Raw genomic sequence first — 12485 nt, 5'->3', positions numbered from 1 at the left:
CACCGTGCGGTTCACCTTTACCCCTGACCAGGAGCAGTTCCGAAGCGACGTTCGGGCGTTCCTCGACGAGACGCTGACACCGGCGTTCTGGCAGCACCACCGCCAGCACCGGCTTCCGGGCTGGTCGCCGGAGTTTTCGCGAGCGACGGCAGAACGAGGATGGCTCGCCACTTCATGGCCGGTTGAATACGGCGGCCTCGGGCTTGGCGCGATTGAGCAGAGCATCTACATGGAGGAGATGGCCTACGCGGGCGCTCCACAGGAACATCACCGCCGGGCGATTCAGCAGGTCGGGCCTTCGATCATGCTCTTCGGGACGCCGGAGCAGAAGGCAGACTACCTTCCGAGGATCGCCAGCGCGAAGATCAGCTTCGCCATGGGGCTATCCGAGCCCAACGCGGGATCGGACCTTGCGAATGTGGAAACGATGGCGAGGCGAGACGGCGATGACTACGTCATCAACGGCGTGAAACGCTACACGAGCGGCGCCCATTACTCCGACTACCTGTGGTGTGTGGCGCGGACGGACCCGAATGCTCCGAAGCATCGTGGCATCTCGATGATCGCGGTGCCATTGCAGGCCGCGGGAGTGGAAGTTCGGCCGTTGCTCGACCTGCAGGGAGACCACCATTTCAACTACGTGTACCTGAATGATGTCCGGGTGCCGATCAGCAACCGGGTGGGTGAAGAGAATCGTGGGTGGTACGTGAACGCCCAGACGATGGACTACGAGCGATCCGGGGGGGCCCACATCGGGTCGTCGCGCCGGCTCGTCGATCAGGCGGTCCGATGGGTGCGGGACCACCCTCAGCACCCATTGAGTGACGGCGACCGGGGGAGGCTGGCTGATATCGTGACGATGAATTCGGTGGCATGGCTGCTGGGCTACCGCGTCGCCTGGATGCGCAGCGAGGGCCTCTTTCCGAACCACGAAGCCTCGATGGTGAAGCTTCTTACCGCACACATCCGCCAGGCCGTGCCCAACCTGTTGTTGCACATCATGGGGCCGGCGGGGCTGGCAGCGGACGCTGAAGGGTGGGGCATCGATTACCTGGAGTCGGCATCGGCGACCGTCGGACAGGGAACCAGCGAAATCCAACGCAATGTGATCGCCACGCGGGGACTCGGATTGCCCCGCGGATAGAGTCCAAACTGAGGCTGACCTGGGAGGAGAGAAGTGGCTATTTCGGCCGAAGCCTGCAGCGAAGTCATTCGGGTGTTTGACAGCCAGGGCTGGCACCGCACGGCGACCGAGGTCGATCTCCAGTCCGGGCGGTGGCTGGTCGACACGCTCTCGATGATGGGGGTGGAGGCCCGGGCGGTCCCTTTTCCGTTCAGCCGGATCGACGCATCCGAATGCGTCGTCTCCGCCGGGGACTTCCGAGTGGCTGCCGTCCAAACGATGGATTCCAGTCTGCCGCCGCCGAATACCACTATTCGTGGCGTTTTCGGTCCGGGGAGCATCGACCTGGTGCGGGTACAGTCGCACGGGGTGGCGGCGGAACTGGACGGGATTCGGCGGAGTGACTGCAAGGCCATCGTGGCAGCGGTCGCCGGGTATCCTGGCGGGACCACTCTTCTCAACGCCTGGGGTTATGACAAACCTGACGGTGTCCCCGTCTTGCAGGTCCCTGAGACGGCCTGGGAAGCCCTGGTCGCTGCACGTGAAGCGGGTGTCCCGGTTGAGGTCCGTTGCGGGGGAACGCGGACGGCAACCACCGGCGTCAATGTCCTGGCAGTCGTCCCCGGCAAGCGACGGTCCCTACCGCCCGTCGTCGTGCTGACCCCGCGCAGCGGCTGGTGGCACTGCGCCGGCGAACGCGGTGGAGGAATGGCAATCTGGCTGGAAGTGGCACGAACGGCCGATCAGCTCGGACTGGACCGCGACCTTATCTTTCTTGCCACGACAGGCCACGAACTGGGCTTCCTGGGCATCAAGCGCTACTTCGACTCCGATCCCGACCTGGCGAGGCGGGCATTCGCATGGATACATCTCGGCGCGAACATCGGGGCTGCGGGAGCGCAGCTGATGATCCGTGCATCGGACCAGGGATTGCTGACCGTGGCGCGGGAGTTGGCTCCGACGTTCGGGGCGATTTCCCCGTCTCCGCTCTTCGCAACCACTGATCGGCCAGTGGGAGAAGCCGGCGAAGTCCTGGTTCGCGGCGGGCGATTCATATCCCTCGTCGGCGCCAACGCACCTTTGTTCCACTCAACACTCGACCGGTGGCCAGGCGCTGTTGACTTCGGCGTTGTCGCGACAGCAGCGGACGGGGTCCTGGAGACGATTCGCGCGCTTGACCGCCAGGTGTAGACCCCGATACCGACGGGGTCGCACCTCCACCTCTGCCGCAGCGCGCGTGGAGTGGGTGACGCGCCTCAAGCAGGCGGGGCCCGGCAGATTCTTCTCGACGTGGAGGGGCGCCAGCGAAGCTATCCTTCTCGGCCCGGGTCCAGCACCGCCTCAAGCATGTCTCCTGGCTGGCGGAAGCCATGCCGCGCGTAGAGGGGCCTGCTCAATTCGGAGGGCCACAGGATCACCGAATCAACTCCGTGTTTGCGGCCGAAAGCCAGGGCCGCCTCGATCATCCCCCTGGCGACGGCACGGCCGCGGGACGCCGGGTGGACGTACACGCTCGTGACGTAGGCGTGCCACTCCAGTTCCGGGCCTGGGTTGGGGATCTTCTCGATAAGCGACAACCAGAGCGAGGCAACGACGGCGCCGCCTTCCTCGGCCACCCAGCAGAACCAGGTCGAATTGGAGACAAGCCGCGATTCCATCCAGGGGACACAGCGGACGAGGAACTGGTCCCGGCTTTCCAACGGCTGGCGCATCTCCGCCCGAAACGCGTATCGAAGGTCCGCGAGGGCGTCCGCATCCTGGATGTTGGCCGGCCTTATCACTGGCTAATTGCTCACGACGGCGAGGCGCGGCGAGGTGCTCTGCGCGTCTGGGGCAAACCGTGGCCGATTGAAGGTCGCCCTGACCTCGCCGCGGCGGACGATCGCGACCGTCCGCCAGCCCTGGGGTCGCGGGTCGATTATCGCGAGCGTGGCTTCTCTGCCGACTGCAATCTCCCCGAGTTCGGGGCGGTTCATGGCTTCCGCTGGATTGCTGGTCACCAGCTTCATTGCCTGTGCGAGATCGAGCGTACGCGAATCGACCAGCCGTTGGACCGCCAGCAGGAGCGACGGCGCGTGGTAGTCGGCGACGAGGATGTCGCAAAGTCCGAGGGCGACCAGCTCGACGGCGGACACATTCCCGGAGTGGGATCCGCCGCGGACGATGTTTGGCGCGCCCGCGACAATGGTCATGCCAAGTTCTCGCGCCTTCAGTGCTGCATCGATGGTCACCGGGAACTCCGCGATGGTCGCCCCGAGCCCACGCATGAACTCCGTGCGCTCGGCCGAGTCGTCGTCGTGTGAGCCGAGGATGACGCTCCCGGCCTTCGCCTGTTCCGAACAACGCCGGAACGTTTCTTGGGCGAGGCCGGGGTTCTCGGTCGCGAACCGGACTTTGGCATCGATGTGCGCGTCCATCTCGGCTTCAGATTCGAGCGAAGCCCACTTCGTGATGGCGCCCCGGTAAATCGTCAGGTCACGGTACTGGCCCTGTCCGGGAGTGTGGTCATTCAACGTGACGATTGGCTGGTGCCACTGGGCGGCGCGGTCGAAGAGTGCGGTCAGCCCCTCGGGCTGCCAGACATCCGCGCGGAAGAGTACTCCGTGCTCGGCAACCGTCTCCCCCGGAGCCAGCGCACGGATCGCGAGGGCGCGTTCGTTCGCGACATCGAGCGTGCGGCCCTTCTTCTCCATGCCGGCGAAGGTGATCGCGTGCATCGCGAGGGTGATGCCGGAAGCGGCCGCCCTTCGGTCGAAGTTCGAGATGGCAAAATCGAGTGGCAGCCCGATGCCGGGACGCGGGTTTATCTCGCCCTCGAGCCCATCGTTGTGCAGATCGATCAGGCCGGGCACGACAAGCGCGCCGTCGAGGTCGAGGCCGCTCGGCCGATCAAAGCTGTCGATGGCGACGATCCGGTCGTCTTCAGCCACGAGCGAGCCTTCGACGATACCGCCGGACACGAGGATGCGCGCGTTGGTCAGAGTCAGTTCAGTCACGGGTGCCTCCTGCGAAGGCGAGCTCGCGTTCGCTGCTTTCGACGCTCGTGACGTTTCCGCCGTCGAGACGAATGACCTGGGATGCCAGCCGCCGGAGGCTCGGCGCGTCGTGGAATGCGCCCACCATCGTCGTCCCGGCCGCGAGCCGCTCCGAGAGCAATTCGACAACCGCCCCCTGGTTGCCCGCGTCGAGGGCGCTTGTCGGCTCATCGAGCAACAGCAGTTCCGGTTCACGAATCAGGGCGCGCGCGACGTTCACACGTTGTTGCTCGCCACCCGACAGGAGCGACGGGTACGAGTCCCAGAGGCTCTCGTTCAGGTTCAGCCTCGAGAGCAGGAGGCGAGCCTCCCGCAGAGCTACGTCCGCGGAAGCGCCCCGGGCCACCAGCGGACTGGCAACGGTCCTTTCGACGGTCACTCGAGGGATGACGCGCAACGCTTGCGACACGTAGCCGAGAGCCTGCCGCCGAAGCGCGAGCATCTCGTGCTCGCCCGTGGAGGCGAGGTCGAACGTCGTGCCCTCGGAGGTTGTAAACAGGGCCGACCCGCCATCCGGCAGGTAGGTGCGGAAAAGGCACTTCAGAAGGGTGCTCTTGCCCGACCCGGAGCGGCCGACGAGGCCGGTAAACTCGCCTCTGCGGACCTGGAACGTGGCACTTTGCAGACCCTCGATGACGAGGCCACCGCGAATGTGCAGGGTGAATCGCTTGCTCAGCCCAAGGACGTCGAGCGCGTGTGCAGACATGGAGACTCCTTTCGTGGGCCAGTCCTACGTCATGGATGCGACGAGAAGCTGCGTGTAAGGGTGGTGCGGATCTTCGAGCACCTGATCAGTCAGGCCGCTTTCGACGACCTGTCCGTCCTTCATGACCATGGTCCGGCCCGCAAGCAGACGAATGACGCCGAGATCGTGAGAGACCACGACCATGGCGATGTGAAGCTGTTCCTGGAGTTCGCGGACCAGATCGAGGACGCCGGCCTGCACCGAGACATCAAGGCCCGTGGTCAACTCGTCGAGTAGCAAGACGCTCGGGTTGTTCGCCATGACCTTCGCCAACTGGACTCGCTGCTGCATACCGCCGGAGAAGTGGGCCGGGATGTCATCCATCCGGTCATGCGGCACCTCGGTGCGGCGAAGAAGGTAACCCGCCCGGTCTCGAATCTCGGCAACCGAACGGACGCGGACGTTCAAGAGCCGTTCGGCGATGTTCCCGCCCGCCGTAATGTGAAGGTTCAATCCGGCCGCCGGGTTCTGATAGGCGAGGCCCATGGTCGCGGCTCGAAGCTCTCGCCGTTCGGGTGGTGACGCGGTGAAGATGTCGCGTTCTCCGCGGTGGAATCCGGAGAGGTAGGCGCTACCCCAGGTCGGTTCCTCATCCAGGAACAAGCAGCGCAGCACAGTGGACTTCCCGGAGCCACTTTCCCCGACGATGCCAAGCGTCTCGCCGGGGAGCAGATCGAACGAGACGTTGGTGCAGGCGAGGATGCTGCCGCAGTTCGCGCAGGAGTTGGCACCGGCCAGGGGGCCGGTGTTCTTTGAACAGAGCCCGCACCCGCGGCCGTAACGCTTGCCGAGCCCGTCTACCCTGAGGACCCACGAACTGTTCATTCAACCCCTCCAGTCAGGCGAGAGTCGCAATAGCCCGAATCTGAGCAAGTGAAAGCATGGCGGCCGTCGTCCAGGACGACTTCGTTCATGTACACGGCTTCAGCGCCGCACTTCTGGCATTTCCTGTCCGGAAATGACTCGACGTAGAACGGGTAGTCCTCGAAATCGATGGGGACCACCTCGGTGTGGGGCGGAATGGCGTAGACACGTTTCTCGCGCCCGGCCCCGAAGAGGTAGAGCCCATCGGCCATGTTTAGCTTCGGGACATCCCAGCGGGGGATCGGACTGGGGGAGAGAAGATATCGACCCGCGACCATCACCGGGTAGCCGGTAGCGTGCGAAATCTCTCCCCGGCGGACGACGTCCTCGTAGAGGTAGACCCAGGCGCGGGAGTAGTCAGCCTGCGCGTGCATCGCCCGCGTCTTGCGTTCGCTGGGCTCGACCATGCGGAGCGGTTCCGGCATCGGCACCTGGAAGACGAGCACCTGCCCGTCTCGCAAGGGCGTCTCCGGGATGCGGTGACGCGTCTGGATGATCGTCGCTTCCCGACTGTCTGTTGTTGTCGGAACGCCGCTGGTGTCCGTAACCAGGCGGCGGATGTTCCAGGCGTTCACGCCCTCGTCCGCTCCCTGGTCGATGACCTTCACGGTATCATCCGGCCCGAGAATCGAGAGAGTGACCTGGATACCGCCAGTACCCCAACCGCGGGCCACCGGCATTTCGCGGGACCCGAAGGGGATCTGGTGTCCGGGGAGAGCGACGGCTTTCAGGAGAGCACGGCGGACTTCTCGCTTGGTTGTTTCATCGAGGAAGCCGAAGTTGTAGGCTCCGCGGCCGGGCGTCACGTTCTGGGCAACAAGGGTGGCTACGCTAGACAAGAGCCGCCTCTCTTTCCGTCGTTGTTGCGGCGTGGCGGTCCCGGCGCCGTCGCATGCCCTGGAGGATGCTCTGGAATTCGACGTAGTGCGGAAGCTTCAAGTGTTCGACGAAGCCCGTCGCCTCAATTCCGTCGATGTGCATGAGAACGAACTCCTCCTGCGAGGCCATTGCGCCCCCACCCTCGGCAAGCTGGCGGTCGAGCATCGCCATCGCGATGGCCTTCCGTTCGTTTTGGCCGAAGACCAGCCCGTAGCCGAGTGCGAACTGTTCGACGTCCTCAGCGTTCGGGTGGCGGTGAGGGGAGATGGTGAACTCCTCCGCTTCTGTGACCTGAACCTCGCCCACTTTCACGGGCTGGCCTGTGTACGGATGGCGAATGCGGAAGGGAATCAAACCGACCCGAAGCTCCGCGACGGTGCCATGGGCGAACGTCCCGTAACCTCGCATCGATGAATAGCCGAACGCGGTGATCGAGCCCGTTTCGGCACGTGCGAGCGTTTGCAGCCTGGCGGAACGGCTCGCCGGAAAGACGATCGGGCTCCGGGTGATGTCGTCGGGTTCGGGAGACGACTCGTTGGGAGCGGGAAGGAGACCTTCCGCACGGAGGAGGTCCGCTATGCGCGTGAAGACCGGAGGCTCAGCACGACAGGCATCCGGCTCCGCCTGGTCTTCCGCGAAGGAGCCCGGCTCGGCGATTCGCCAGTCCAGGAGCCGCTGGGTGTAGTCCCGCGTCGCGCCAAGCAACTGACCACCGGGCGCAAATTGGAATGCCGGCGTGATCCGCCGGAGGACTCGCATCTCGCCGGTGTCAGTCGGGATGGAGTAGGCGATCCGGGGTAGCGTCGAGCGGTACGCACGGACGATGAAGCTCGCCTCGTGGAGGTCGCCTTCGGCCTGGACGAGTGCGACGGCGGCGGCGGCCGGGTCATAGAGACCGCCTTCGCTCATCACGCGATCGACGCCGAGCGACATCTTTTCGGCTACTTCCGAGGGGTCCAGAGCGTGACGCCGGCGGCCCAGCGTTCGCCTTCTGACCAGGTCTTCCGCTGCCTTGATGGCGGACAGTCCGCCTTGCATCGCTGTGTATCCCATCAGCTGGCCTCCGGGGTGATTCGAGTTGTTCGAGGAAGCCCCACGAGGCGGCCTTCGGCATCGACGAGGAACAGGTCGATCCCGAGGGGGTAAGAGCCGCAGGCACCATCGCGGGCGAGGAAGGATGCGGTGCTGAGACCGCTTACCCGGAGGGAGGCCACGCCGGCGATTCCCGGCCCCGCCAGGAGGTACGGTTCTCCCTGGGCAAGAGAACCGACCGAGACGATCGCGGTCGCGCCGCTTTCGGGTAGTTCGGGCTCGCCTCGGCGCAGGAGGGTGAACGCCGCGCCCGGGTCTTCGATGAAGAAGACGTAGTCAGCCTGTGCCATCTCCACCAGGCGGCTGCCCGTGCCCAGGGATGCGAACCGGGCCAACGCCTGGTCGGCGCCGGGCACGGCGATGGACACCTCCTGGTCCGCCAAGGCAAGCAGCAATCCGTAGGCATGCCGGGCGGCCGCCACCGGGAACGTTGTTGGGCCGACAAAGCCGATGCGGCCGGGCCGCGCCAGGCATTCGAGCGCTTCACGGAAGTCCGACTGCGCCTGGCGCGCTTGCGGAGTGAAGATGACGGCCTGCGCGCTCATTCGGGGATCTCGTCGAACTGCACCCGGGTAGGGGCAAGGGCATCCCACTCGGCTGTGCGCCGGCGTTGTTCGGCTTCGATCGAGTTCCGGAGGAGCCGCTCGATGTCTTCGAACAAGAGGTTGGCCTCGGCCGCAGCATCGAGGACCGCTCCTGCCAGCGCCTTCTGCGGCGCATAGCCCATCACCATGCAGTAACCGCGTTCGCCTTCAAGTTCGACTTCGGCCTCGGTGATGGAGACCTCACCGAGGTTGAAGACGGAGCCTTCAGCGGTCTCGATGGCCCGCATCATGCAGGCGCCGGAAACCGGCGGGCGAAGGACGGTCACCGAATGAGCTGCGAGGATTTGATCGGCGAGAGCAACCAACGCCGGCTCATCGGCGATTGCCAGGGCCTCGAAGCGTTCTTCTCGGGTTCGCATGTTTCGTACTCCCTTCTCCGGCACTCTGACGAAAACGGGTGTCCCGGCGGTTAGCGGGCCTTTAACAGCTGCGTGCAAGAGTCTCCAAATGGCTGAAGCAACTTCAAAAGCCCAGGGGTTACTGGACCGGCTCCGCTATCACGAAAGGGGCTACACCGAGGTCGAAGCGGCCATCGCCCGGGCGCTCATCAGCGATCCCGCGCGCGCCATCCGCGAGCCCATCGAGTTGCTTGCCAAGCGTGCGAACGTGAGCAGCGGGTCAGTAGTCAGGTTCGCCCGACTGATGGGCTATCCGGGCTTTCGCGCCCTGAAGTTCGCGCTCGCCGCCGAAGGGAGTGCGGAACCTGCGACTGCATCGACTTCCAGCCAGATGGAGCTGCTACTTGAGGCACACGCCCGGGCCATCCAGTTCGCAGCCCGCACCCTCGATCCAGCCGCTTTCCGGCTCGCCGCGGAAGTTCTCGCCGGCGCGGGATCGATAGATATCGTTGGAGTTGGCGCCGCGAGCGCGACGGCGCGCGCCGCGGAGTTCCAATTCACCATCGCCGGCTTCCGCTGCCGCCGAATCGATGACCCGAGCGAAGGGGCAGCGGCGGCTTCGTTCCTCGGTCCGCAGGGGGCGTTGCTTGCGATTTCTCACAGCGGCCGGACGCGGGCGACCGTCGATGCGGCCCACCGTGCGCGGGGTTCGGGGGCCTGCGTGATCGCGGTTTGCAGCGCTGCCCGGTCGCCGCTGGCAACCGTGGCGACGCACGTGCTGGCAGTCGAGAGTTCCCAAACCCGTTACGCCACCGATGAGCTGCCGTTTCGCGCGGCCCACCTGGCGATTGTCCAGGCACTGGCCCGTGAAGCGTTCGAGTCAACAGCACCGGACCTGCGTGCTTCGCGGCGCGGAGCCTGGGCCGCGGCGAGGTTCGACCTGCGCTATTCCGACGACCCTGGTGTCATGCGTTCATCGTCCGATCGCGAGACTTTAACGGACTGATTCAGGTTCGATAACAACGCGGGCTGAGCATCCTGCGGCATGACCGCTATCGAAGTCAGCAACCTCCGCAAGACATTCCCGAACGGCCACACGGCCCTGGCCGACGTTTCGTTCCGGATCCCTGAAGGCCAATTCGTCTGCATCGTCGGGAGGAGCGGCGCCGGGAAATCGACGCTCATGCGGTGTCTCAACGCTAGCGTGCCGATCACGAGCGGAGAGGCGGTTGTTGGGGGGCAGGCCGTGAGCGCGCTCAATTCGAGCAGCCGGCGCGTCCACCAGCGACGCGTCGGGTTCATCTACCAGGAGTTCAATCTCGTCGGGCGGCTCAGTTCGCTTCAAAACGTGCTGAGCGGGCGGCTGGGTTTCATCCCCACATGGCGTGCGATCTGCATGTACTTCACCCGTTCGGAGCGGGAGATCGCCCTCGAGGCGTTGGCCCGCGTGAACATGTTGCACAAGGCGCCACAGCGGTGCGACTCCCTTTCCGGCGGCGAAAAGCAACGAGTCGCTATTGCCCGGGCGCTGGCCCAGCAGCCTGAACTCCTGCTTGCCGATGAGCCGGTTGCGAACCTCGACCCGGAGCTGGCAGAAGGAGTACTGAAGGACCTCCGGGCAGCAGCGAAGGACGCTGGCCTGACGACGCTCCTGAACATCCACAACATCGGCCAGGCCCGGCGCTACGCCGACCGCATCATCGGAATCGCCCAGGGTCAGGTGGTCTTCGATGGCAAACCCGAAGAGTTCGATGCCCAAGCGGAGAACCGTGTCTACCGGTTCGACCAGGAGATGGAGAGCGACATTGACCTCCGGCGGGAGCTGGACCCACACGTCGTCCATGACCTGGACAAGGCCATGAAGCGCGCGATGAAGACAACTGCCGAAGTCGAGATGGACCCTGCCCGCACGGGTGATCGGCGGTCTTCCTGATGGCGCTGCAACCGGAACTTTCACAGGCCGGCCAGGGCCGGCGGGGCGCCCAGAAGTTCACCGAGAAGTGGCAATCATCCATCAGCGGTGTCCTCTTCGGGCGTTCCGCCAGCTACGCCCCAGATTCGGCGGAGCTGGCGCGGGCGCGGGCGCGCTGGGCTACCCCGATCAACCGTCCGAGCCTGCGGTTATTGCTGTGGACGGCGGCGCTCCTCGCGTTCCTGGTGTGGTCGTGGCAGGGAGTCGGCGCGGATGTTGTGAAGCTTGTGCGCGAAATCGCGGATGCCCAGCCAATCATCGAGCAGTTCGCGGACCCGGATTGGAGCATTCTCCAGGACGCGATCGACGCGACGGTGGTGACCGTCCAGATGTCGGTGATCGGCGTCCTCGGCGCATCGATCATCTCGCTACCATTGGGGCTCCTGGCGGCGCGGAACGTTGCCAGCACGCCGGTCTACATGGGGACTCGCCTGTTCCTGAGCTTCGTCCGGTGCGTCCCGGACCTGGTCTGGGCGATCTGTTTCGTTGTCATCGTCGGCCTCGGGCCATTCGCGGGGACGCTGGCGATCGTCGTTGGTTCGAGCGGGAGCTTCGGGAAGCTCTTCGCGGAATCGATCGAATCGGTGGACCCAAAGCCGGTGGACGCCGTGAGGGCGACGGGAGCACCGAACATCTCGGCGAGCGTCTGGGGAATCCTGCCACAGGCATTCCCGATGCTGCTCTCGTACATCCTCTTCTACTGGGAATCGACCGTCCGGAACGCGGCGATTTTCGGGCTCGTCGGCGCCGGCGGTATCGGGCAACTCATCGACCTCCACCTCGGCCTGCTTCGGTATGACCGCCTGGCGGTCGACATCGTCTGCATCTTCGTCGCGGTCGTGATGATCGACCGAATCAGCGCGCTCATCCGATCGCGCCTTCTCTAACAGGAGACCCGGCGGGGGAGCCCCGCCTTCTCAACACACAGGGGTGAAAGGTAAGGAGGAGACACATGAAACTCCGAAGATTCCCGCTGCTCGCACTGGCGGCGATCGGCATCGTGGGAGCCAGCCTGGCGGCCGGTTGCGGCGGCGACGATGACGACGACGACGACGTGGGCGGCACAACTCCCGCAGCCACGGCCGCTCCAACCGCCACGCCGACGGTTGATCCGCAGCCGTGGAGGGGCACGCAGGTCCGTTTCGGCCTGCTCCCATCGGAAGACCAGCAGTCGGTCCTCGAATCCGGCAAATTGCTCGAGTCCTACCTCGAGAAGCAGCTTCCCGGCCTCGACGTGAAACTCTTCGTTGGCCCGGCCTATGCGGCGACGATCGAGGCGATGAAGGCGAATGAACTTGAGTTCGCCTTCTTCGGACCGTTCTCGTACGTCCTTGCCAAGGACGGCGGCGCAAAGATCGAGGCGGCCGTCACGATCCAGGATTTCGAAGGGATACCGCCGAGCTACTACAGCGTCATCTATGCGCGGGGTGATAGCGGCATCACCAGCCTGAAGGACTACGCGGGGAAGGAGGACAAGTTCAAGTTCGCCTTTGTCGATGCAGGCTCAACTTCCGGATTCCTGGCGCCGAGCAAGATGCTCATCGATAGCGGGGCGAACATCGACACGGTCCGCAAGAACCAGATCCTGGCCGGTGGCCACGACAAGTCCGCGATCGCGACCTACGCGGGCCAAACCCAGATTGGCGCCAGCTTCGAAGCGATGCTCTATGACCTCTGCAAGCAGGGCACGATCGATACCCTCATCGACAAGGCAGGGGGCGGGAACAGCCCGGGCGATTGCAAGAAAAGCGGCGCGAACACCGACCCGAAGGACGACCTCATCACGCTTGCCAAGTTCCAGCTGCCGGCGAGCCCCTTTGTCTACCGCACGA

14 protein-coding genes are annotated in these 12485 nt (G+C 64.9%); 6 read left to right on the top strand and 8 right to left on the bottom strand.

What is annotated here, in order from left to right; translation table 11 throughout:
* Positions 1 to 4: 4 nt before the first annotated feature.
* Both IPG14_RS07355 and IPG14_RS07350 read left to right on the top strand, forming a co-directional pair.
* The gene (locus IPG14_RS07355; RefSeq protein ID WP_343391372.1) at positions 5 to 1144 is read left to right on the top strand and encodes an acyl-CoA dehydrogenase family protein; all 1140 of its coding nucleotides are present in this window, start codon (positions 5 to 7) and stop codon (positions 1142 to 1144) included.
* Positions 1145 to 1177: 33 nt separating this feature from the next.
* Positions 1178 to 2314, top strand: coding sequence for a hypothetical protein (locus tag IPG14_RS07350; RefSeq protein ID WP_343391371.1), 1137 nt, complete (start codon positions 1178 to 1180; stop codon positions 2312 to 2314).
* A 119-nt stretch (positions 2315 to 2433) separates the two neighbouring features.
* On the opposite strand, the gene IPG14_RS07345 is transcribed toward IPG14_RS07350, so the two are convergent.
* The 8 genes from IPG14_RS07345 to phnG are packed head-to-tail and all read right to left on the bottom strand — an operon-like array spanning position 2434 to position 8702.
* The gene (locus IPG14_RS07345) at positions 2434 to 2904 is read right to left on the bottom strand and encodes a GNAT family N-acetyltransferase (RefSeq protein ID WP_343391370.1); all 471 of its coding nucleotides are present in this window, start codon (positions 2902 to 2904) and stop codon (positions 2434 to 2436) included.
* 3 nt (positions 2905 to 2907) lie between these two features.
* On the bottom strand, positions 2908 to 4119 hold the full coding sequence (locus tag IPG14_RS07340; RefSeq protein WP_343391369.1) for an alpha-D-ribose 1-methylphosphonate 5-triphosphate diphosphatase: 1212 nt from the start codon (positions 4117 to 4119) through the stop codon (positions 2908 to 2910).
* On the bottom strand, positions 4112 to 4864 hold the full coding sequence (locus tag IPG14_RS07335) for an ATP-binding cassette domain-containing protein (protein WP_343391368.1): 753 nt from the start codon (positions 4862 to 4864) through the stop codon (positions 4112 to 4114). Before IPG14_RS07335 ends, IPG14_RS07340 begins: the two co-directional genes overlap by 8 nt.
* A gap of 24 nt (positions 4865 to 4888) precedes the next feature.
* A complete protein-coding gene (locus tag IPG14_RS07330) occupies positions 4889 to 5728 on the bottom strand; it encodes an ATP-binding cassette domain-containing protein (protein ID WP_343389091.1) in 840 nt (279 codons plus the stop codon).
* On the bottom strand, positions 5725 to 6606 hold the full coding sequence (locus tag IPG14_RS07325; protein ID WP_343386496.1) for an alpha-D-ribose 1-methylphosphonate 5-phosphate C-P-lyase PhnJ: 882 nt from the start codon (positions 6604 to 6606) through the stop codon (positions 5725 to 5727). Before IPG14_RS07325 ends, IPG14_RS07330 begins: the two co-directional genes overlap by 4 nt.
* Positions 6599 to 7699 (bottom strand): carbon-phosphorus lyase complex subunit PhnI, encoded by a 1101-nt coding sequence (locus tag IPG14_RS07320; RefSeq protein WP_343386497.1) that lies wholly within the window; start codon positions 7697 to 7699, stop codon positions 6599 to 6601. Before IPG14_RS07320 ends, IPG14_RS07325 begins: the two co-directional genes overlap by 8 nt.
* Complete coding sequence (gene phnH, locus IPG14_RS07315; protein ID WP_343391367.1) at positions 7699 to 8283, bottom strand: phosphonate C-P lyase system protein PhnH; 585 nt, start codon at positions 8281 to 8283, stop codon at positions 7699 to 7701. Before phnH ends, IPG14_RS07320 begins: the two co-directional genes overlap by 1 nt.
* A complete protein-coding gene (phnG, locus tag IPG14_RS07310) occupies positions 8280 to 8702 on the bottom strand; it encodes a phosphonate C-P lyase system protein PhnG (protein WP_343391366.1) in 423 nt (140 codons plus the stop codon). Before phnG ends, phnH begins: the two co-directional genes overlap by 4 nt.
* 88 nt (positions 8703 to 8790) lie before the next feature.
* Here phnG and IPG14_RS07305 point away from each other — a divergent pair, with 88 nt between their 5' ends.
* From IPG14_RS07305 to phnD, 4 genes are all read left to right on the top strand, one after another.
* A complete protein-coding gene (locus IPG14_RS07305) occupies positions 8791 to 9687 on the top strand; it encodes a MurR/RpiR family transcriptional regulator (RefSeq protein WP_343391365.1) in 897 nt (298 codons plus the stop codon).
* Positions 9688 to 9726: 39 nt separating this feature from the next.
* On the top strand, positions 9727 to 10614 hold the full coding sequence (gene phnC / locus IPG14_RS07300; RefSeq protein ID WP_343389096.1) for a phosphonate ABC transporter ATP-binding protein: 888 nt from the start codon (positions 9727 to 9729) through the stop codon (positions 10612 to 10614).
* Positions 10614 to 11540 (top strand): phosphonate ABC transporter, permease protein PhnE, encoded by a 927-nt coding sequence (gene phnE, locus IPG14_RS07295; protein WP_343391364.1) that lies wholly within the window; start codon positions 10614 to 10616, stop codon positions 11538 to 11540. Before phnC ends, phnE begins: the two co-directional genes overlap by 1 nt.
* Before the next feature lie 65 nt (positions 11541 to 11605).
* A partial coding sequence (gene phnD, locus IPG14_RS07290) for a phosphate/phosphite/phosphonate ABC transporter substrate-binding protein (protein ID WP_343391363.1) occupies positions 11606 to 12485 on the top strand: 880 nt, incomplete at its 3' end.

This window comes from Candidatus Amarobacter glycogenicus (genome assembly GCF_016704105.1).
Lineage (GTDB): Bacteria > Chloroflexota > Dehalococcoidia > Tepidiformales > Tepidiformaceae > Amarobacter > Amarobacter glycogenicus.
This window is presented reverse-complemented; position numbering and strand designations above follow the sequence as displayed.